At 69.6% G+C, this 20,528-nt stretch carries 20 protein-coding genes and 3 pseudogenes; 15 read left to right on the top strand and 8 right to left on the bottom strand.

What is annotated here, in order from left to right:
* Positions 1–111: 111 nt before the first annotated feature.
* Positions 112–291, bottom strand: coding sequence for a TauD/TfdA family dioxygenase (locus tag QOL88_RS00375; RefSeq protein ID WP_257027328.1), 180 nt, complete (start codon positions 289–291; stop codon positions 112–114).
* Positions 292–576: 285 nt separating this feature from the next.
* On the opposite strand from QOL88_RS00375, the pseudogene QOL88_RS00370 reads away from it, so the two are divergent.
* From QOL88_RS00370 to QOL88_RS00350, 6 genes and pseudogenes are all read left to right on the top strand, one after another.
* A pseudogene (locus QOL88_RS00370) lies at positions 577–960 on the top strand (GNAT family N-acetyltransferase); the annotation flags it as partial.
* 89 nt (positions 961–1,049) lie between these two features.
* Positions 1,050–1,151: a putative leader peptide gene (locus tag QOL88_RS38550; protein ID WP_349362279.1), complete on the top strand. Its 102-nt coding sequence runs from the start codon at positions 1,050–1,052 to the stop codon at positions 1,149–1,151.
* Positions 1,152–1,229: 78 nt separating this feature from the next.
* The gene (locus QOL88_RS00365; RefSeq protein WP_097214528.1) at positions 1,230–2,432 is read left to right on the top strand and encodes an LLM class flavin-dependent oxidoreductase; all 1,203 of its coding nucleotides are present in this window, start codon (positions 1,230–1,232) and stop codon (positions 2,430–2,432) included.
* 22 nt (positions 2,433–2,454) lie between these two features.
* Positions 2,455–3,831: an NtaA/DmoA family FMN-dependent monooxygenase gene (locus tag QOL88_RS00360; protein ID WP_097214527.1), complete on the top strand. Its 1,377-nt coding sequence runs from the start codon at positions 2,455–2,457 to the stop codon at positions 3,829–3,831.
* The gene (locus QOL88_RS00355; RefSeq protein WP_097214526.1) at positions 3,828–4,922 is read left to right on the top strand and encodes an LLM class flavin-dependent oxidoreductase; all 1,095 of its coding nucleotides are present in this window, start codon (positions 3,828–3,830) and stop codon (positions 4,920–4,922) included. The genes QOL88_RS00360 and QOL88_RS00355 overlap by 4 nt, the downstream gene beginning before the upstream one ends.
* A gap of 392 nt (positions 4,923–5,314) precedes the next feature.
* Positions 5,315–6,184 carry a glutathione S-transferase C-terminal domain-containing protein gene (locus QOL88_RS00350; protein WP_097214525.1) on the top strand — a complete coding sequence of 290 codons (870 nt, stop codon included), beginning with the start codon at positions 5,315–5,317 and terminating at the stop codon, positions 6,182–6,184.
* 128 nt (positions 6,185–6,312) lie between these two features.
* Here QOL88_RS00350 and QOL88_RS00345 read toward each other — a convergent pair whose 3' ends face one another.
* Positions 6,313–7,821 (bottom strand): DUF4246 domain-containing protein, encoded by a 1,509-nt coding sequence (locus QOL88_RS00345; protein WP_097214524.1) that lies wholly within the window; start codon positions 7,819–7,821, stop codon positions 6,313–6,315.
* Between the two features lie 257 nt (positions 7,822–8,078).
* On the opposite strand from QOL88_RS00345, the gene QOL88_RS00340 reads away from it, so the two are divergent.
* Both QOL88_RS00340 and QOL88_RS00335 read left to right on the top strand, forming a co-directional pair.
* Positions 8,079–8,309 carry a hypothetical protein gene (locus QOL88_RS00340; RefSeq protein ID WP_097214523.1) on the top strand — a complete coding sequence of 77 codons (231 nt, stop codon included), beginning with the start codon at positions 8,079–8,081 and terminating at the stop codon, positions 8,307–8,309.
* Positions 8,310–8,911: 602 nt separating this feature from the next.
* Positions 8,912–9,652 (top strand): class I SAM-dependent methyltransferase, encoded by a 741-nt coding sequence (locus QOL88_RS00335; protein WP_097214522.1) that lies wholly within the window; start codon positions 8,912–8,914, stop codon positions 9,650–9,652.
* A gap of 131 nt (positions 9,653–9,783) precedes the next feature.
* Here QOL88_RS00335 and QOL88_RS00330 read toward each other — a convergent pair whose 3' ends face one another.
* From QOL88_RS00330 to QOL88_RS00320, 3 genes are all read right to left on the bottom strand, one after another.
* The gene (locus QOL88_RS00330) at positions 9,784–10,332 is read right to left on the bottom strand and encodes a hypothetical protein (protein WP_097214521.1); all 549 of its coding nucleotides are present in this window, start codon (positions 10,330–10,332) and stop codon (positions 9,784–9,786) included.
* A gap of 280 nt (positions 10,333–10,612) precedes the next feature.
* Positions 10,613–11,455: an alpha/beta fold hydrolase gene (locus QOL88_RS00325; protein ID WP_097214520.1), complete on the bottom strand. Its 843-nt coding sequence runs from the start codon at positions 11,453–11,455 to the stop codon at positions 10,613–10,615.
* A gap of 4 nt (positions 11,456–11,459) precedes the next feature.
* On the bottom strand, positions 11,460–12,077 hold the full coding sequence (locus QOL88_RS00320; protein ID WP_097214519.1) for a dihydrofolate reductase family protein: 618 nt from the start codon (positions 12,075–12,077) through the stop codon (positions 11,460–11,462).
* 207 nt (positions 12,078–12,284) lie between these two features.
* Here QOL88_RS00320 and QOL88_RS00315 point away from each other — a divergent pair, with 207 nt between their 5' ends.
* From QOL88_RS00315 to QOL88_RS00305, 3 genes are all read left to right on the top strand, one after another.
* Positions 12,285–12,725, top strand: a complete 441-nt coding sequence (locus QOL88_RS00315; RefSeq protein WP_257027324.1) for a hypothetical protein — start codon at positions 12,285–12,287, stop codon at positions 12,723–12,725.
* Between the two features lie 113 nt (positions 12,726–12,838).
* Entirely contained in the window at positions 12,839–13,528 is a 690-nt protein-coding gene (locus QOL88_RS00310; protein WP_179878722.1) for a response regulator transcription factor, read from the top strand.
* A complete protein-coding gene (locus tag QOL88_RS00305; protein WP_097214515.1) occupies positions 13,525–14,853 on the top strand; it encodes a sensor histidine kinase in 1,329 nt (442 codons plus the stop codon). The genes QOL88_RS00310 and QOL88_RS00305 overlap by 4 nt, the downstream gene beginning before the upstream one ends.
* A gap of 111 nt (positions 14,854–14,964) precedes the next feature.
* On the opposite strand, the gene QOL88_RS00300 is transcribed toward QOL88_RS00305, so the two are convergent.
* Positions 14,965–15,816 carry a CAP domain-containing protein gene (locus tag QOL88_RS00300; protein ID WP_097214514.1) on the bottom strand — a complete coding sequence of 284 codons (852 nt, stop codon included), beginning with the start codon at positions 15,814–15,816 and terminating at the stop codon, positions 14,965–14,967.
* 532 nt (positions 15,817–16,348) lie between these two features.
* Here QOL88_RS00300 and QOL88_RS00295 point away from each other — a divergent pair.
* A complete protein-coding gene (locus QOL88_RS00295) occupies positions 16,349–17,551 on the top strand; it encodes a serpin family protein (RefSeq protein WP_097214513.1) in 1,203 nt (400 codons plus the stop codon).
* A gap of 290 nt (positions 17,552–17,841) precedes the next feature.
* On the opposite strand, the gene QOL88_RS00290 is transcribed toward QOL88_RS00295, so the two are convergent.
* The gene (locus tag QOL88_RS00290; RefSeq protein WP_143668828.1) at positions 17,842–18,063 is read right to left on the bottom strand and encodes a hypothetical protein; all 222 of its coding nucleotides are present in this window, start codon (positions 18,061–18,063) and stop codon (positions 17,842–17,844) included.
* On the opposite strand from QOL88_RS00290, the pseudogene QOL88_RS00285 reads away from it, so the two are divergent.
* Together QOL88_RS00285 and QOL88_RS00280 are read left to right on the top strand one after the other, a co-directional pair.
* A pseudogene (locus QOL88_RS00285) lies at positions 18,044–18,219 on the top strand (HNH endonuclease); the annotation flags it as partial. The gene QOL88_RS00290 and the pseudogene QOL88_RS00285 sit on opposite strands and share 20 nt — an antisense overlap.
* 107 nt (positions 18,220–18,326) lie before the next feature.
* A pseudogene (locus QOL88_RS00280) lies at positions 18,327–18,489 on the top strand (NADP-dependent oxidoreductase); the annotation flags it as partial.
* 71 nt (positions 18,490–18,560) lie between these two features.
* On the opposite strand, the gene QOL88_RS00275 reads toward QOL88_RS00280, so the two are convergent.
* Complete coding sequence (locus QOL88_RS00275; protein ID WP_097214511.1) at positions 18,561–19,166, bottom strand: dihydrofolate reductase family protein; 606 nt, start codon at positions 19,164–19,166, stop codon at positions 18,561–18,563.
* Positions 19,167–19,723: 557 nt separating this feature from the next.
* Between QOL88_RS00275 and QOL88_RS00270 the strand changes: the two genes are divergently transcribed.
* Entirely contained in the window at positions 19,724–20,458 is a 735-nt protein-coding gene (locus QOL88_RS00270; protein ID WP_283445922.1) for a dienelactone hydrolase family protein, read from the top strand.
* The last annotated feature ends 70 nt before the right edge of the window (positions 20,459–20,528 follow it).

Here is a 20,528-nt window from a genome sequence, read left to right as displayed (position 1 = left end):
AGGGGGCTCCCTCACCCTCGCTGATGTCGTCCCGCCGCTGTCGGCCCAGCGACCGCCCGAGCATGAAGGGCGGTCGCCTTCGGCATGCAGGCGACCCGCGTGACGCGTGAGTCAGCGGCCCGTGCAGGCGGGGCCGACCGGAGTGTCACCACGCAGCGTGATCCGGTGCATGACGCGATGCTGGTCGCCGTAGTCAGGGTTGGCGTAGTGGGCCGTGCTGCGGTTGTCCCACAGGGCCACGCCGCCCGGCGGCCATCGATTGCGTGCGACGTGTTCGGGCGTCCGTACCACCGGGTGCTCCGTCGAATCAGTTCGGTGACCACCTCCCATCCCACAGGTTGCCGCGGCCCTGCCTGCGCTGGGCGAGGTGGTAGCCGAACTATTGGTTGCCGTCGCGGATCGCGGTGAGCGTTTCGACGTACATGCAAGCTCGTGAGGGCCGGACCTGAAATTCATGCACCTGCAATGATCTCTGCGTCAACTGCCTGCTAGACATGGTGGGGCGACCTCTTGAGGTGCCGCACCGCAGGCCGTGGCCGTGCGGCAGCCCGCCGACCCCAAAGGACTCCACCCCCTGTGACGCATTCGATCGAGGTTCGTGGTGGCGAAGCCCCGGCCGACCGGAGCACCCAGCCTCTGGGCAACGCTGTCTGGGCAGCACTGAACGGACCGCACGCCCGCTTCGCCGAACGACTGGGCAGCGCCGCCCGCTACCCCGCCGACGTCTATGACTTCGCCGCCCTCGCCGCCCTCGCCGCCCTCGCCGACCCGACCGACCCGGCCGCCTGGGCCGATCTGCGTGAGCCCGTCGATCCCGGAGCCGCCGTACGGCTCAAGCGGGTCGACGACGTGCCCTGCGGAGGGGACGTCGTGGGCGGCGGTCCGGGAGTCCAGCTCGTGGAGACCGCCCTGCGGGCAGAGCCCGCCCCGGAAGCGGTAGGACTCGGACCCGACGACGTCCTGGTCCGCAGCCCGGGAAGACCGCGCGAGGTGAGGGCACTGTGACGCACGGCCAGACGCGCGGGACGCTGAGCCGCGCGCCCCGACGGATGGAGGCTGCGGACGTGACGCACGTCTTCCACACCGTCCATCTCCACTCCCGGCCCCACATCGATCTCCAGCGTGTCGCCGCCGCGCTCTGTTGCCCCTGACCCGTTCCTTCACCGCCGGCACCCTTGTGTACGGGGATCCGGCGTTCTCGTTGCGGACTTCCAGGAAGGCGCTGACTCGTGTCCTCAACTCCTCCTCCAACCCTGCACCTCGCCGTGGCACTGGACGGCACCGGCTGGCATCCCGCCTCCTGGCGCGAGCCGGTGGCCCGGCCCCGGCACCTGTTCACCGCCGGATACTGGGCGGACCTGGTAGCCGAGGCAGAGCGCGGACTGCTCGACTTCGTGACCATCGAGGACGGGCTCGGCCCGCAGTCCTCCCACTGGCTGGACCCGGACGGCCGCACCGACCAGGTGCGCGGCAGGCTCGACGCCGTGCTCATCGCCTCCCGCGTGGCACCGTCGACCCGGCACATAGGCCTGGTGCCGACCGTGGTCTCCACCCACACGGAGCCGTTCCACATCTCCAAGGCGATATCCACCCTCGACTACATCAGCACCGGCCGCGCCGGCCTGCGCGTGCAGATCACCGCCCGTCCCAACGAGGCCGCGCACTTCGGCCGCCGCACCATCCCGCGCATCCAGGCCTACGACAGCCCCACCGCCCGCGAGGTGATGACCGACCTCTTCGACGAGGCGGCCGACTACGTCGAGGTGGTGCGCCGTCTCTGGGACAGCTGGGAGGACGACGCCGAGATCAGGGATGCCGCCACCGGCCGCTTCATCGACCGTGAGAAGCTGCACTACATCGACTTCGAGGGCGGCCACTTCAGTGTCAAGGGCCCGTCCATCACCCCCCGGCCGCCTCAGGGCCAGCCGATCGTCACCGCCCTGGCTCACGACACCATTCCCTACCGGCTCGTGGCCCGCGCCGCCGACGTCGGCTACGTCACCCCGCACGACACCGACCAGGCCCGTGCCATCGTCGCGGAGATCCGCGCCGAGCAGGCGGCCACCGGCCGTGTCGACGAACCGCTGCACATCTTCGGCGACCTCGTGGTCTTCCTGGACGACGCCCCCGCGAAGGCCGCAGCCCGCCGCGAGCGCCTCGACGCGCTCGCGGAACAGACGTTCACGAGCGACGCCCCGATCTTCACCGGTACGCCCTCCCAACTCGCCGACCACTTGGGCGAGTTGCAGACCGCGGGCCTGACCGGCTTTCGGCTGCGACCGGCCGTCGCCGGCCATGACCTTCCGATGATCACGCAAGGCCTGGTGCCCGAACTCCAGCGCCGCGACGCCTTCCGCCGCACCTACGAGGCAGACACCCTGCGCGGACTGCTGGGCCTTGCCCGCCCCGCCAACCGCTACCGCGCGGCCTGAGCCGGACGGAGAGACGATCACCATGAGCAAGCCGCTGAAGCAGATCCATCTGGCCGCCCACTTCCCCGGCGTCAACAACACCACGGTGTGGAGCGACCCACGAGCCGGCAGCCACATCGAGTTCAGCTCCTTCGCCCACTTCGCCCAGACCGCCGAACGCGCCAAGTTCGACTTCCTGTTCCTCGCCGAAGGGCTCAGGCTCCGTGAACAGGGCGGGAAGATCTACGACCTGGACGTCGTCGGCCGCCCCGACACCTTCACCATCCTCGCCGCGCTCGCAGCCGTCACAGAGCACCTCGGCCTGACCGGAACCATCAACTCCACCTTCAACGAGCCCTACGAGGTCGCCCGCCAGTTCGCCAGCCTCGACCACCTCTCCGGTGGCCGCTCCGCGTGGAACGTTGTCACCTCCTGGGACGCCTTCACCGGCGAGAACTTCCGACGCGGAGGCTTCCTGCCGCAGGAGGAGCGCTACTCCCGCGCCAAGGAGTTCCTCGCCACGGCGAACGAGCTCTTCGACTCCTGGCTCGGCGACGAGATCCTCGCCGACCAGGACACCGGCACGTTCCTGCGCGACGCCGAGGCGGGAGCCTTCGTCCACACCGGGCAGCACTTCGACATCCACGGCCGGTTCAACGTCCCACGCTCACCGCAGGGCCGCCCCGTCATCTTCCAGGCCGGCGACTCCGAGGAGGGCCGCGAGTTCGCCGCCTCCGAAGCCGACGCGATCTTCAGCCGGCACGCCACTCTGGAGGCGGGCCGGGCCTTCTACACGGACGTCAAGAACCGCCTCGCCAAGTACGGTCGCCACCACGACCAGCTGCTGATCCTGCCCGCCGCGAGTTTCGTCCTCGCCGACACCGACGAAGAGGCCGAGGAACTGGCCAAGGAGGTGCGCCGGCAGCAGGTCAGCGGCGCCACCGCCATCAAGCACCTGGAATTCGTCTGGAACCGGGATCTGTCGTCGTACGACCCGGACGGGCCGCTCCCCGACATCGACCCCGACATCGGCGAGGATCACATCTCCAAGGGCCGTGCCCAGGTCCGCATGTACCGCGACCCGCTGGCCACCGCCCGCGAGTGGCGCGAGCTCGCCGCGGCCCACAACTGGTCGATCCGCGACCTGGTCATCGAGACCGGCAACCGGCAGAACTTCATCGGTTCGGCGGACACGATCGCCCGCACCATCGACGAGCTGGTGCAGGGCGACGCCAGTGACGGCTTCATCCTCGTCCCGCACATCACCCCGGGCGGTCTCGACGAGTTCGCGGACAAGGTCGTCCCGCTGCTCCAGGAACGGGGCGTCTTCCGCACCGAGTACGAGGGACCGACGCTCCGCCACCATCTGGGCCTCGCCCACCCGGACGACGCGCAGAGTGAGCGGGGGGTGGCGTCGTGAAGTTCCTCGCCATCACACTCATCGTGCACCGCCCGGACCCGATCACCGGGGTGCGAAAGCCGACCCATGAGCGCTTCCGTGAGGTCCTCGACAGCGCGCTGCTGGCCGAGGAACTGGGGTTCGACGGCTTCGGTGTGGGGGAGCGGCACGAGCGGCCGTTCATCTCCTCGTCCCCCACCGTCGTGCTCAGTCATGTGGCCGCCCTGACGAAGCGGATCCGCTTGTTCACGGCCGTCACGACGCTCGGCCTGCTGGACCCGGTCCGCGCATACGAGGACTACGCGACCCTGGACCACCTGTCCAACGGGCGCCTCGACCTGATCATCGGCAAGGGCAACGGCACCGCCCAGCGCGAGTTGTTCCACGTCACGTCCGAGGACCAGTGGGACCGCAACGCCGAGAGCTACGAGGTCTTCCGGCGCATCTGGCGCCAGGACAAGGTCACCGCCGACACCCGCTTCCGTCCCCCGCTGACCGACGCCGAGGTGTGGCCACGGCCGTATCAACGGCCGATCCGGGTCTGGCACGGCAGCGCCACCAGCAAGGAGTCGGTCGACCTGGCCGCTCGCTACGGCGACCCGCTGTTCTCGGCGAACGTCACCAACCCCATCCAGCCGTACGCCGAGTTGATCCAGTACTACCGCGAGCGCTGGGAGTCCTACGGCCGTGACCCGGCACGGATCGCGGTCGGCGCCGGCACGGCCGGCATCCACGTGGCCCCGACCTCCCAGCAGGCCCTGGCCGCCTATCGGCCCATCTTCGAGGCCAACCTGGCGTTCTCCAGGCAGGCGGGCCTCCCCGTGGTCTTCGAGACCTTGGAGGACTTCGTCACACGCAGCTCCGCACTGATCGGCAGCCCGCAACAGGTCATCGAAAAGGTACACCGCTATCACGAGCAGCTCGGGCACACCGTGCTTCACCTGCACGCTGATGCCGCAGGGCTGACGCACGCTCAACACCGTGCCTCCCTCGAGCTGTTCCAGTGCGAGGTTGCCCCAGTGCTGCGTCGAGAGATCCCGGATCCACCCTTCGCCTGGGGCCCCGTGAGCCCGGCATCACCGGTCACTCAGCAGGCAGAGCGCTTCGGATAGGCCCGTCACTGGTTGCCTTTCCACCTGCGGGTCTTCTCACGTGATGAGACGCTCCGGCGAGGGCGTAACCCCCACTCTTGACGAGGCCTGTTCGCGACACGACACTCGAGTACAGGAAGTCCTAGTGAATCGGTAGGGAAAGATGGGCTGCACTGTGCTGGACCTCGGCCGTCGGGCTGTCCGCATCGTCGTCCGGATGCTGCCCCTGCTGACGTCCCGCCGCCACATCGACCTTCTGCGCGTATGCAGTGCGGCGAGCTCCCCGCGCGGTGAATGCATGTCCACCCGCGCCTGATCCTCACACCAGTACCGGATTACGGCCGTGCCGAAGCCGCCACGAGCCGCCGTCCCCGTATGCCCGTACGTCTGTGACCGAGCACCCAGGGAGACGCATGTCCGCCTCATCCCCGACTGCTGTCCCGTCCTTCCGGAGCAGGATCGGCTGTGACACGCGCGGCGGATTCTACGCCGCGCCGCAGCGCTACCGGCTCCACCTCTCACTGTCCTGTCCGGACTCCTTGCAGATCGCCGTCACGCACAGTCTGCTCGGCCTCGACCGCGTCCTCCAAGTGGTCTTGCTGCCCGCTGTGCCCGACGCTCCGGACGGCGGGCACGTGGCCCTGGGCCCGCTGTACGAAGCAAGTTCGCACCAGCATTCAGGACCGGCCGTGGCACCGGTCCTGAGCGACAACTGGACGGGAACGATCGTCAGCACCCACACTCCCGACATCCTGCGGGACCTGGCCCGGCGGTTCGACGGACAGGGCCGTGATCTCTACCCCCGCGCTACCGAGAAGGCCATCGACACCGTCGGGCGGCTCTGCGAGCAGGGCATCACCTGGACCGCCCAGCGTGCCGGGCAATCCGGTGGGGACTCGGCGGCGCGCGATGCCGCGCTGGCCACCTTGCTGCGCACGCTCGACCTGCTGGAGGGGCGGCTCGCCTCCCAGGAGTGCGCGCTGGGAGACGAACTCACCCTCGCAGACGTCCACTTGTGGGTGTCGCTGGTGCAACTGGACACCGTGCACCGCCACCACCTCGACGCCGCCGCGGTGCACCACATCACAGGTCACCCCCACGTGTGGGCGTACGCACGGCGGCTGGCGGCGCACCCCGCGTTCGGCTCCCACCTCGACCTGGACGGCATCGCCCGCAGGCACCACACCCACTGCCGGGGCATGGAGGCCGCGGGGGCGGCGGTACAGATCGTGGACTGGATGGCCTGCGCGCCGCGCGACGAGTCCGTGCGACATCCCGGCTGACCGCGACGGAACAGATGGCCCGCCGCGGCGGCTGCACGCTGCGACGCCGCATCCACCGTGCGTCCCGGCCGCTCACCGAGACCCGGCCGGGGCTCCTCTGTGTGGATCATCAGCCGGTGGATACGCACTCAGTGCTCGCAGAGTGAGAACTCTCGTTCGTAGAGCTGCTCGTTGTGTTCAGCGACGAAGAACTTGCGTTCCTGCATGAGCTGTTCGCGGAAGTTCTTGGCCTGCTCAAGCGTCATGGTCGAGGTGCCGGACCATGGTTGTTGCGGTGGCACATCAGAGGTCGAGACGACCCTTTCCGAAGGGTCGACCAGGAAGAACGCGAGAATCTTGCGGTGCCCCGGGCGGGTGGGGTCGACGAGGCGGAACGGGTCGACACGGTGCTGCAAAATGTTCGGAAATGCCAGGCAGCGGCCCGCCGGTGTAGATGCCGATCCCAGCATCTGGTTCAGTGCGTCTTCGTCCTCCAGGCCGTAGACGTCACGAAGGCCGTTGTCGTCGTTCTGTTCGTAGTGCGGGTCGTCGAGTGCCGCTCGGAAGCTCAACCGGCTTTCGGTGATGTTTTCGCTATCCCAGTAGTAGATGCCGGTGGAGACGATCCGCTCGTTCAACATGCCCTCGACATGCCAGGAACCACCGGTGTACTCGGGTTTGTCGGGCGTGAGGTGAATGGTCGCGAGCTTGACGATGACCTGGAGACGCCGGCCGCGCAGATCGACTCGGGCGGATTCATCCGGCACCTCGGGCGAAGTGAAGGCCGGGGCGTCCGGAATGATCGGCCGGCGGTTTTCCCACCAGTCGTCCTGCGCGATTTCCCAAGCACGGAGGGCTTCTGCGTAGGCCCCGTCATCACCGTAGGATGACTTCTCCGGATACTCCGGCTCCGAGTCGTACCAGCCGTAGGGATCGGCCTCGATCCGCAGGGGCCGCGGATGACGCAGATCGGTGAGCACGTTCTCCAGCAGCGGGCGCATACGCGCGAACAAGTCCGGCAGGACGGAAGCCAGTTCGCGATGAGTGTCGGGGTGGACGTTGTTGACGTACGAGCGGAAGGCGACATCGCCGTCGTCATTGACGTCGACGTCAGTGGGCAGCCACTGAAACCTCTCCGAGAATTCGTACTTCGAGTAGTGGTTCGTCGGGTTCTGCCACGCTCGCTCGGGTGCGTCGCTCACCTCTCTCACCAGACAGAACAATGAGGGATGAACCAAATCCAGCACCTGGCGGTCGGATCCGGGATGCCAGTCCAGTTCCGCCTCGGGGACCTGCTCCAGAACCTGAACCGCCTTGCGCAGTCGCGATCTGAGCTCGTCGTCGACCAGAGTGTCCGACTGCCATACCCCGTCGACGGCGGACACCTCTACGCCGGTCTGCGCGTCCCGCAGCGCGGCATAGTGCACGAGTTCGGCAAGTACGTAGCGAACTTGCGCCTCGGTGAGACCCTGGGCGACCGCTTCTCGTGTCCACCTCGCGACGATGTCCGGATCGTTCATCTTCTCGACCCACCCCGGCTTCGCCCGGATGTGTGCGCTGCACTGCATCATCTGGAGTTCCCGAAGCGTGCGGGGTGTCGCGAACGCTATCGAACGGGAACTATGAAAGGGCAAGGGGAAAGCAGACAGGCCGGTCAATTCTCTTGGTCCTCGAAGTCGGTGTGCGGTGACGGGAAGGATACGTCAGCAGACTGACACCGCAGCGGCGACCGTTGACATGGCTGGTCCGGGACTGGGCTTCGCTGTAGTGCCTCCGATGCGCACACAGCGAGGCGGCTTCCGGGCTGGAGGGGGGACCATCCCGCCGTGCTCCGCCGCCAAGCGCAGCGCCTGCGGTAGGGACCGGGCATCCGACGCCTGGTTCTGCTTCGTACTGTTGTGCGTGACTCCGTAAGATGATGAACCAGGCTCGCAACACCCTGGGTAGCGACCTCCCGGTCTTCGCCGACGCGTGGGTCGACGGCCGGGGACGGCTGGTGCAGACCCGTATGAGCGTGAACATGTCTGGTGCCCGGTCGACGCTGACCATGGCTCTTTCGGACATAGGTGAGCCGGTCCGCGTGACGGTGCCCCGGTCCGCGGACACGGTCCCCGTCTCCGAGGTCGGCGGCATCCTGAACGGCTGAGCCGGAAACACCGCAGGGCCTTTACCGGGCTGTCGAAGCCGGGAGGCCGAGGACGACACCGTCGAGGTCGAACAGCCGGACGGAACTGCCTTCACGGCTGGGGATCCCGACCTGGATGCCCGGCTGTCCAAGCTGCTGGGACGTCAGGTGTGCCGATCCGCGAGCGCCCCGGACCACAGCAGGCTGGAGCGTGCGGTGCCGGAGTGCGGGGGAAGCGTGCCGGATGCCGTGCGAGCGTCGGCGTCCGTGGACGGCACCGGAGAGAAGATCACTGTCGGCAAGGTCGCGTCAGTGGCCGAGCCTGCTGGTGGACACGAGCGAGCTACCGGCCTTTGCGGAGGACAGCCGGCAGGGCCGGCGGCTGCGCGTGGGCGAGGCGCTGTGTCGCGTGCTGGTACCCACGCCCCGCCGGGTGGTGCGGGAGGACGAATCGTGACCAGGCCGTCCATCATGGCGGGGTGCGTGGTGACTCGGTCAAGCGGGCTACGGCGGCGAGATGATCAGAGATCAGCTCCTCTCCCGGAGGCGCCGTGATCGCGGCAGTGGCGGAGGGCAGCCCTAATCGGGTTGACCGCCGCGGCAGCCAGTGCTGGAGTCTGCAAGTGGACAGCATCCCCGCCAACCGGCGGTTCTGGAACCGGATCAGCAGCGCCTACCAGCACGAGCACGACCCGCACATCGGCGCCGCACCCCGGCTGTGGGGCATGTACTCCATCCCCGACGCGCACCTGCACGCCTTGGGTGACGTCACCGGCAAGCGCGTCCTGGAACTCGGCTGCGGCGCCGGCCAGTGGTCCAGGGCGCTCGCCGCCGAGGGCGCCAGCGTGGTCGGGCTCGACCTGTCCGAAGCCCAACTCGCCGCAGCGGCCGACGCGATGGGAAGGGCCCGCTACCCGCTGGTGCAAGGCGCCGCCGAACAACTCCCCTTCGCCGCCGACAGTTTCGACCTGGTGTTCTGCGACTTCGGTGGGCTCAGCTGGGCGCCTCCGCACCTGGCCGTCCCGCAGGCCGCACGCGTCTTGTGCCGAGGCGGGCGCCTGGTGTTCAACGTCGCCAGCCCATGGTTCGAAGCTTGCTACGACGAAGCCGCCGGCCGCGTGACCACGACGTTGCAGCAGGACTACTTCGGGCTGAACACCATCGCCGAAGACGGCGGCGCGACCAGCTATCAGCTCACCTACGGCGACTGGGTCAAGGTCCTGCGCGGCGCGGGTCTCATCATCGACGACCTCATCGAGCCGCGGCCCGAACGCGGCACACCCAACGGCTACAACGAGACCGACCCACCCGACTGGGCACACCGCTGGCCGGCGGAACTGCTCTGGGTGACCCACAAACCGTAAGTTCCACCGCGCCGAGACGTGAGGGCACCCCTCGCCGGACGGGCCCTGGGTGGCCGGCGGACAGCCTTGCTGGTGATGTCCAGCCCACGTGGGCTTGCCGCCTGCCGCAAGGACTCCTCGGCGGGGACGACCTACTCCAACGCGGACTTCAGGGCCTTCGCAGTGGGCCCTGAATCCGTGGACGGAACCTTCCAACGAAATGCGACGCCGTCGCCGTCGACGTAGACGAGGGTGCCGCCCTTCTCGACGCCGGCGATGTCGAACGCAACGGTGTTGACCTGGTAGGTGTCGGCCCGCACCGCTGGCTTGCCACCGCCATCGTTGAAGCCGACGGGGGCGACACTTCGTGCCCCTTTGCTGTTTCCGGCCTTGATGGTCTTCCCGTCGAGCGTTTTCCACCGGAAGCCGCCCTGATCGGCAGTGGTCGTCACCGACTCCTCGGCCCGATTTCCGGCTTTGAACGTGACCACAGCGAAGAGCCCGTGCTCTGGAGCGTCGGCGCCGGCTTTGTCGACGTAGACGACGGTCTCGGGGGTGATCTGCGCGGTGCCCTTCCCGTCGGCGCCGACGGTGTCGGCGGTCTTCCCGAATCTGAGCGCGGTGCGCGGGCTCGGCTGCGGATCACTCGTGCCGTCACCCTCAGAGCAGGCAGCAAGACTCAGACAGGTTGCGGCGAGCACAGCTGCTCCAGCGACATGGCGCATGATTCCCCCCGGACGGACACAGATTCAGTAGGCAATTGCTGTGCCACGCTAGCAAGTCACTGGAACGTCGTTGCCCGGCAGTGCTGAACACGATGGGGATGGTCAGTCGACCTGAGTGGTGCACTTCTCCCCGTGTGGGTTCACGGATCGCCGTGCTCGGCTGCGGTTTTCGGGAGCGCGAGCATCACGAGTCCCGCCGCGAGGTGGAGCATCGCGAAGACGACGACGATGCTGAGCGCGCAAGGACCGCCGTCAACTATCCGAGCGCGAGCATCGCCTCGGCGACCTCGCCGGCCGCCGCATCGGGGACCGCGGTGGCGGCCTCCTCGAGGACGAGCAGCCGTGCCCCGGGGATCACACGCGCGATCGCCTCGCCGTTGCCGACGGGGAAGAACCGGTTGCGGCGGCCGTGGACGACGAGCGTGGGGACCTCGATCTCGGGCAGGCGCTCGCGCCAGCGCGGTGCGCAGCCGAGCCTGGAAAACACCATGCCCATCTGGTTGGCCATCTGGACCGGGGGAGCGGTGCCGGGCGTGCGGTCCCAGACGCGCGCGGCGATTGCCCGCGCGGCGACGGGGTCGTCACCCAGGATCTCAGCGCCGGCGGCGGCGAACTCGGCAACCGCCTCGCGGTCGGCCCAGTCGGGCATGGGGCGTGCGAACAGGCGGCTCATCGTCGCCTGGTCATGGTCGGGGAGGTCGTCGTCGGGCGGACCAGGGGCAACCGGTCGGGTACCGACCAGGGTGAGCGCCGAGAACGCGCTCGGGTGGTCAAGGACGGCCACTTGGGCGACCATCCCACCGACGCCGATCCCGGCGAGATGGGCGGGCCCCCTGCCGAGCGCGTCGGCAAGGGCCGCCGCGTCGGCGGCGAGGTCGCGCAGGGTGTAGGCCGGCGCCTGCGGATCCGTTGTCGTGGATTTCCCGCTGTCGCGCAGGTCGTAGCGCACCACGTGGCGCCCGCCGGCGGCCAGGCGCTCGCACAGCGCGTCGGACCAGGAGAGCATCGTCGTCCCGCCCGCGAGCAGGACCAGTGGCGCGTTGTCGTCACCGAACGATTCGATGCCCAAGGTGATTCCCTGGGCGTTGACCGTGGTCATCGGATCACCCGGAGACGTCGTAGGTCAGGTGCGTGGCGGTCGACGTCGAGATCACGCTTCGCTGTACCAGCGTGCGCGGCGCTCCACCAGTGAACAGTGGCGTCCCGGCGCCCAGCACGACGGGCGCGAGGTGCAGCGACAGCACGTCGGCCAGGCCGGCCTCCAGCGCCGAGCCGACCGTCGCCCCGCCGCCCATGAGGATCACGTCGAGGTCCTTGCCGCCGGCCGACGACGCCGCCTCGGCTCGCTCGCGCGCGGTGGCGACGGCGTCGGCCAGACCGGTGGTGACGAATGTCCAGTCGAGGTCGGTGAGCCGCACCGACGTCGGTGGCGTAGTCGTCACGACGACGAATGCGGGCTTGCCGACCTCGTCGGCACCATAGCCGGACGAGTCGTCCCAGCCTTCTGGCCCGTCGACCACATCGAAAAGCCGGCGACCGAGGATGACGGCGCCTGAGCGGACGGTCGCCTCGCGCAGGACCCGACGGTCGTCGGGGTCGTCGGAGAAGGCCCAGGTGTGCAGGGCTTCGCCGCCAGTGCCCAGACCGTTGCGCGGGCCGGGGTCGGGGCCGGTGACGAAGCCGTCCAGAGAAACCGAGATGTCAGCGATGATGCGAGTCATACCAGGACAGACCCGGTCGGCTGCCCAAACTCATCGCTCATGTATTGCTTGCTGGGAAATTCACAGCTGCGCTCATCACATTCCGCCCCCTGCCGGTGCAGTTGCAGCCACTGGTCCAGGAGCTCGGTGCCGCCGTGCAAGGAGGTGTGGGGGTGTCACCACGACACCTCGCGGACGTTGGCTCGGCTCTGTGGCTGGGTTGTGGCGGTGACTTCCGACCGGTGGCGGCTGGCCGAGAACGTCACCGTGAGTGTCTGCGCCTGGGTCCGGCTCGTGCTCACCGTGAACCCCTGGTTCGGCACCGCCGAGATCAGGCAGACCGCGTCGTCGCCGAACCGCACGGTGACCTTGCCGCCTTCGGACGGCACCGTGAAGACGCCGGCGCCGCCCTCCTGGCACCCCGAGTCGTCCGCTCCGGTCGGCGCCCCCGGGGTACTGGTGCGGCCGGTGGGTGTGGGCGTGGGCGTCGGGCTGGGTTCGGACGCCGGCTCGCTGCTCCGGGGCTGCGGGCTGGGCCTGCGGCTGCTCGCCGACGGACTCGGGGAGGGTTTCGCGGTGGTGGGGCTGGGCCGCGGGGGCTTCAGGGGCTTACTCGGCGCCGACTGCGCGACCGGCGCGGTCGGCCGGGTCGACCCCACCACGAAGTGAATCGTGAGGATGACAGCGGTGACACTGGCCGCCGTGCAGGCCAGCCATATGATCAGGTAGCGCAGGAGGCGGGACACGACACCATAGTGACGGACCGGCTAACGTGCCTGCTCATGGCCTCCGTACTTGTCGTCGAGGACGACCCCGTCATACGGGCCGCGCTGATCGAGGTCCTGACCGGGCACGGCTACGCGGTCAGGACCACCCCTCAGGGTTTCGAGGCGCTGCGCGAGATCACCCAGAGCCCGCCGGACATCGTGGTGCTGGACCTGGGGCTGCCCGATCTCGACGGCCTGGACGTGCTGCGCATGATCCGGGGCATTTCCCGCGTGCCGGTCCTGGTCGCCACCGCCCGTGACGACGAGAGCGAGATCATCCGGCTGCTCAACGCGGGGGCCGACGACTACCTGGTCAAGCCGTTCTCCGGCGGCCAGCTCGCCGCCCGGCTCGCCGCCGTGCTGCGCCGGTCCGTGCCCGCCGACGTCTCTGCGGCCCGGCGGCCCGTCCTGCAGGTGGCAGACCTGCGCATCGACCCGACGGCGCGCACCGCGCACCTGGCCGGCCGGGAACTGCCCCTCACCCGCCGCGAGTTCGATCTGCTCGCCTACCTCGCCGCCCACGCCGACCAGGTCGTCACCCGGCAGCGCATACTCGCCGAGGTGTGGCAGCAGCCGTACGTCGAGGACCAGACGGTCGACGTCCACCTCTCCGCGCTCCGCCGCAAGATGGGCGAGAAGGCGCGAAAGCCCCGCTATCTGCGCACCGTTCGCGGACTGGGCATCAAGCTGGTCAGCTCGCCATGAGACGTGCCCTCGCCGGGATCGCCCTGGCCGTCACCTCGATGGTGGCCCTGTCCTTCCTCATCCCCCTCGCCCTCCTCGTGCGCGAACAGGTACGCGACCGGGCCACCACGGCTGCCGAGCAGCGGGCGTCCGCCTTGTCTCCGGTGCTCGCCCTCACCACCCGGCGCACCGACGTGCAGCAGGCCGTCGCCGAGCTCGGTTCCTCCGACCAGCTCGTCGTACGTCTGCCCGACGGCAGCTTCGTCGGCACACCGCACGCGCCCGGGGACGCGCTCGACCGGGCCGTGCGCGGGCGCGAGACGCTGGCCGTGGACACCGCCGGCGGCTGGGTCTACGTGCAGCCCGTCGTCCTGCAGGGCGACCGGGTCGCGGTCGTGGAAGCCTTCGTGCCGTCCGCAGATCTCACCCGGGGCGTGGCCGCCTCCTGGGGCGTCATGGCGCTGCTCGCGCTGGGTCTGGTCGGCGGTTCGGTACTCGTGGCCGACCGGCTCGGCGCCCGCGTCGTCCGCTCCTCGCGCAGTCTCAAGCGCGCCTCACTGGCTCTCGGCTCCGGCGACCTGGACGTGCGTGTCGAACCCGACGGCCCGCCCGAACTGCAGGAGGCCGGTGCGGCGTTCAACACCATGGCCGACCGCGTCCTCGACCTGCTCGCCATGGAACGCGAGCTGGTCGCCGACCTCTCGCACCGGCTGCGCACGCCGTTGACCGCTCTCTACCTGGAGGCCGACCGGATGGGGTCGACGCCCAGCGCCCGGCGGGTCGCGGAGGCGGCCGGCCAACTGGAGAGCGAACTGGACTCGATCATCGCCGCGGCCCGTACACCGCTGGCGTCGGCGCAGCCGGCCCGTGCGGCGGCCGGCGCGGCGAAGGCGTGCGATGTCGCCGAGGTGGTCGCCATGCGGCTGGACTTCTGGTCGGTCCTCGCTGCCAAGCAAGGCCGGCCCTACGAGCGTTCCCTCACACCGCGCCTGGTGCCCGTCGCCTTCCCCGAGGACGACCTGGCGGCCGTCGTCGATGCCCTGATCGGCAATGTCTTCCGGCACACCCCGGAGGGCACCGCCTTCGCCGTGCGCGTGGAGCGGGCGGATCGGCACGTGGTCCTCACGGTCGACGACGCGGGACCGGGCGTGGCGGACCCTGACGCAGCGCTCACGCGGGGTGTGAGCGTCGGCGGTTCGACGGGGCTGGGCCTGGACATCGTGGCCCGGGCGGCCCGCGCGGCGGACGGCGAACTGACGATCACCCGGGCGCCGTTGGGCGGCGCCCGGGTACGAGTGTCGTTCGTACTGACGGACGGGGGAGGGGCCGGCGGCGGGGTGAGGTGACCGGGGTCGGTTACGTTACCGGCGCCGGCCGCGCGCCCGGCAGGCCGTGCTCGCCGCGGGCGGCGGCAGGGACCGCCTCCGGTGCCGGCGGCCGGGGCGTGGTGAGCGGGGTCAGCGACCGGCGCCGAAGTCCTGCGTCCACCAGGGGCCGCCGTCGCCGAAGTGGACGCCCACGCCCAACTCCTTGAAGGAGCAGTTGAGTATGTTCGCGCGGTGTCCGGGGCTGTTCATCCAGGACTTCATCACCGAGGCGGCGTCCGCCTGGCCCCGGGCTATGTTCTCGCCCAGGGTCGACCACTGGTACCCCGCGGCCTCGACCCGGGTCGTCATCGTCGAGCCGTCGGGACCGGTGTGGGACATCACGCCGCTGCTCGCCATGACGTCGCTGTAGTCGTCGGCGGCCCGGGTGAGCCGGTCGTTCGCCGTGACCGGCGAGCAGCCGGCCCCAACCCGCTCCTTGTTGACCAGCGCGAGCACCTGGGCCTCGGGTCCGTCACCGGACTGGGAACCCGACCCGGAGCCCGATCCGGTGCCGCCCGGCCGGATGCCACCGGAACCGCTTGCCGACCCGCCGCCGCTGCTCTTCGCCGACGTCCCCGCCGATGCCTTCGACGCGGGGAGGGCCGTCTTCCGCGCACGGGGGGTGGGACTTGCCGACTGCTTCCGCTTCTGCTTCGGCTTCGCGCTCGGCGAGCTGCTCGCCGCGGTGCTCGGGCTCGCCGAAACAGAGGCGAGCGGCGCCGTACTGCCGACGGCGTCCCCGGCGCCCGGCGTCCCGTCCGTGCTGTTCGCGACCACCCGATTTGACGTGTCGGCTTCCTCGCCGCTGACGACGGCCAGGGTGATCCCGACGCCCGCGATCGCAGCGACGACTCCGACGGCCAGCGCGGGACCGCGCGACTTCGACCCACTGCGGGTGCGGGCGTGGAAGCGGGACGGGCGAGCGGCTCGGCGGGAACCCATGCAGGACACCTCGGTTATTCGGTCGGATGACTCGGCCCCGTGTCCGGTGGCCGCGATCGCGGCCACCGGACCTGTGGGGGGTGTTCGAGAGCCTAGGACCCGGCCGGGGCGCGGACCCCTGTTCGAAGGTCATCTTCAAGAAGCCTTAAGAGAGCCGCCAAAGTCCGCTGAGGAACGGGTGGAAGCGGCCCCGTCTGCCGTCCGCACCAAGAGGCCGACTCCCGCCGCCGAGTCATCTTCGACGGGCGGCAGACAGAGCGGCCGGTCCGACGCGATCGGTCCCGCCGACCAGCAGCACTCACCCCCAGACCAACCCGGGCATGGAGCCTGAGCCCCCGGCCGGTGAGCGTGCTTCCAAGCCTCCGGCCCTCATGACCTTGTACAGAGGGGCCGGACGAGTTGGTCGGCGCCAGTCCTGGGCCGGAGGCCGAGGTAGGGGCACAGATACCGTGCTTCTGGGCCGGATGGCGGCGACATTGAATCTGACGGACGACTGGGCGCTTCCGAGGCGCCCTGACGATGGGGGAGTGGGATGGGAGTCGCGCCGACCACGGTTCTCGCGGTGAACGGTTTGACCGCGCGGTGGGCGGGTGTTTCGGAGGACGGCACGGTGTTCTCGGCGGCGGGGGTATGGCCGCTGCTGGCCCACTTGGCCGACGGGGCCGAGGGCCCGGCGAGAGCCGAGCTGGCGGAGGCTCTCGGGCTCCCCGCCGGGCAAGCGAGCGACGCCGCACACGAATTGCTCGCGGCGATGGGCGCCATGCGGGGACTGGACACAGCTCTGGGGCTGTGGACGAAGCGAACGCTGGAGCTGAGGCACGAGTGGGAGGCGGGCCTGCCGGCCGACGCCCATGGGGTGCTTACCGGTGACCCTGTGGCCGACCACCGGGCGCTGGACGCCTGGACGGTGAAGCGGACCGGCGGGCTGATCGACCGTATGCCGGTCACCCTGACCGAGGACACGCAGATGGTGCTGGCGAGCGCGCTGACCATGCGCACGCAGTGGCTGAGCCCCTTCCACGAGGTGGAATTTGAGACGGCGTACGAGCCCTGGGCCACCAAGCCGCGGTTGGGCCTGCGGCGCTCCAGTGCCGTGCTGGACCGGGTCGGGGTGGCGGACACACGCGGCGGATACGTCACCGAGTTGAAGGTGCTGGGGAACACTGCCCTGGACGTGCACCTGCTGCTCGGCGAGAAGGGCATGAAGCCGGGGCAGGTGCTGGGCGCCGGGGTCGACATCCTCGCCGGCCGGTATGCGGTCGTGCCGGGGCCGCGGCTGCCGTACGGGAACGTGGGCCCCGGCCTGCGGGTGGAGAAGGTGCGCTGCACGCGGCCTGAACCACCGTCGCTGGAGGTGACGACCGTGGCGTACCACGTGAACGCGAGCCATGATCTGCTGAAACTGCACCGGTTGTTCGGGCTCACGACGGCACGGGACATCTCGCGCGGACACTTCCCCGGCATCACCGACTTTCCGCTCGCCATCGGGTCGGCCGAGCAGAACACCATGGCGAAGTTCGGCGCGCTGGGTTTCGAGGCCGCCGCGGTGACGGCGTTCGGCGCGGTCGCCGGGGGCCTACCCGACCTCCGCTACGTCACCACCCAGATCAGTGCCGCTTTCGACCGGCCCTTCGGCTTCCTCGCCGTGCATCGCCACACGCGGCTCGTGCTGACCGCGGGCTGGGTCACAGACCCCTTGCCGTTCCCGGAGTACGGCTGGGAGGACGCGCGGTGAGCGGAACGACGCACGCGCGGTCAGGGGGTCGGTGCCCACCCGTTCGCCGCTGTTCGGGCAGGGCCTGCCCCGGCCCCCGACCGCATTGAGCTCGGCAGCCTGGACGACGGTGCCGACCCGGGCACGGCACGGCTGGCCACGGTGATCGGGCAGCCGATCGGGGAAATCGAGGTGCGCACGCAAACTCCGCTGCCGCGTTCGACTTCACCTACCGGCCGCAGGCGTCCCTGACGGTGCTGTCGGCGCTGGAAGACGCCAGGACGCGGTGGATCATCGAGCGCCCGCACGTGTCAAGGACGCCCCCACACCGGCTCGCAGTCGTCGTCCAAGCGCAGCAGGCGGGTGAGGACCGGGCAGTGGGCATGCAGGAGCGGGAAGCCGTCCCGGTTGTCGAGGTGCCGGAACGCCGCGACCGCGAGGGCCGGGGTGACCTCGCTGGGCACCTCGGTAGCCGGGTAGTCGTACTCCACGAGTGCGAAGTCGCCGTGCCTCGCGTCGCTCGTCGCGGTCATCGCCCGCTCGAACCGGAGCAAAGCCGGCCAAGATCAGGCCCAATGGCTCCCACCTGCCGCCGCGCACACTGCCGCTACGCCGCGGAGTGGGCAGCGACCAAGCTCCGCTGGGACCTGGCAGCCGATGGACCGTCCACGCGCGCTTTGCGGTTATGACGCCGAATCCCCTGTCATGAGCGCGGGGTTCGGCGGCGCTCTTCTCGCGGCGGCGACCGGCGCGGGCGAGAGCGTCGACGAGTTCGTCGCGGCTCATCCTCGACCGGGACATCGGCGACGTCGACGCGGTGTTCGATGTGATCGGCGGCGAAATCCTCGCACGCTCCACCGCTCTGGTCCGCCCCGGCGGCACCCTGGTCACCATCGCCGAGCCCGTCACCGTCCACCCCCGCGACGGGCGCTGTCTTCTTCGTCGTCGAACCCGACCGCTCAACCTGGTCTTGCTCCGGCGCCCGCCAGCTCCGGCCTGGCGGTCGTCCAGGCCGGCGGACGCGGCGACGTCACGCAGGGCCGCCAAGCGGCGGGTGCTCGAGCACGCGGGGCTTGTACTCCACCAGCTGGATGCGGCCGTCGAAGGTGCGGTGCTCGATCATCTCGAGGGCAACATCCGGATAGCCGTCGTAGATGCGTTCCTCGCCCGTGGCCCCGGTGATCACCGGGAACATCACGACCCGGAAGCGGTCGACGAGTCCGGCTCGTAGCAGGGACCGGCACAGGCTGAGGCTGCCGATCGTGCTGAGGAGCCCCGAGCCACTCGACTTCATGGCGCGGACCGTCTCGACGGCGTCGTCGCGGACGAGTGTGGAGTTGGCCCACGTCAGTGGCTCCTCGAGTGAGGAGGAGAACACCACCTTGGACGCTTGCGTGAGCTCGTCGACGGACGCCTCTTCTTCGGGCCTGAACTCGTCTTGGCCACTCGGGACCTCGCCTGCGGCGAAGCCCGACATCAGGCGGTAGGTGTTCGCTCCCATCAGGTAGGTGGCCTCGGGCTGCTCGCCGAGCCATGCGAGGTACTCAGGGCCCTCGAGTCCCCAGAACCCGGGCCATCCCTCTCCCGATGCGTGGCCGTCCAGGGAGGTGATGAAGTCGACGAGAAGCTCCGACATGGCGGTGTCCTTTCCTGGGGTGTATACGAGCTTGGACCGGTCGGGAGCCACAAACTCATCGGCCACGCCGTGGAGTGACGAGAAAACTCATGACGCTGCAGCCGATCAGATCGGCGGAGCAGCACGGCTTCGGAGGGCCGGAGTCACTGGGGGAAGATCACCCGGCCGTTGTGAGGCGCTGAAGTGGGACTCTCGGCGTTGGTCGTCTGACGGGGGGAAGGGGGCACTCGCCGAAGAGCGGTACGAGGGCGACGTCGATGTTGAGCGGACGCGGTGGGGCCGGGCGGGGTGTGGCCACCGCCCGGCACTGTCCGGGGCGACGTCGATGGCGACTTCCATCACGACGTCGGGCTCCACCTGGTCTCCGGCCACAGAGCTTCCGCAAAAACCCGTTGGCGGAACCACTGCGGCCACTGCTACGTTTCCGACAGGCCGTGCAAGCGAGCGAGGAGGTGGTACCCGTGAACGTATCGACATGGGTGCTCCCCTCCGGGGTCACGGTCGGGCGATAGGTCGTCCGGGAGCGCCGTTCCGTGGCACTCCCGAAAGGCACGACCGTGCAGTTCACTTCTGAACAGCGTCTCCACGACGCTGTCCTCGAGCGCGAATTCATCCTCGGTGAGATTCCCGGCATTTTGTGGACGCCCGAATCCGCATCCGCACCGGCGCCGCTGATCCTGCTCAGCCCCCCTCCTGTCGGGCTGCGCAAGTCGTACCCCCGGCTGGTGGCCCGAGCGCGGCACTCTGCGGCGGAGGGCTTCGCCACAGCCAGCATCGAGCTCCCTGGGAGGGGCGACCGGCCCCGTTGGCCCGCCGCCGAGCAGGCCCTCGCCGACCTGCGCCGGGCTGTGGAGGCCGGTGAGCCGGTCAGCGACGAGATCATCGACGCCCTCATCCTCCCCCTGGTCGACAAGGCGGTCCCGGAATGGCAGACCGCCCTGGACGCCCTCCTGTCGCTGCCTGAGCTCGGCGGCCCGGTCGGGTACTCGGGGGGAGTGATCTCCATCGGGACCCGCCTGGCGGTGGTCGAGCCGCGCATCTCGGCCGCTGTTCTGTTCGCCGGGAGTTTCGTCCCTCGCGCCATGCTCGAGGAGGCCCGTCAGGTCACCATTCCTCTGCACGTCCTGCTGCAGTGGGACGACGAAGGCAACGACCGGCAGGCGGCCCTGGACCTGTTTGACGCCTTCGGCTCCCAGGAGAAGGCGCTGCACGCCAACATGGGTGGGCACACCGGCGTCCCGCAGTTCGCGGGGGACGCCGCGGCACAGTTCTTCACCCGACACCTGAAGTGACACCGGGCCGTCAGACCATCAGCAGACGGTAGCCGGGTTGGCCAGGAGCCTGCTCGTCCAGGGACAGGTC

This window comes from Streptomyces sp. Ag82_O1-12 (assembly GCF_900182715.1).
GTDB lineage: Bacteria > Actinomycetota > Actinomycetes > Streptomycetales > Streptomycetaceae > Streptomyces > Streptomyces massasporeus.
The sequence above is the reverse complement of the archived record's forward strand: the minus strand, read 5'-3'. Positions and strand labels throughout refer to the sequence as shown.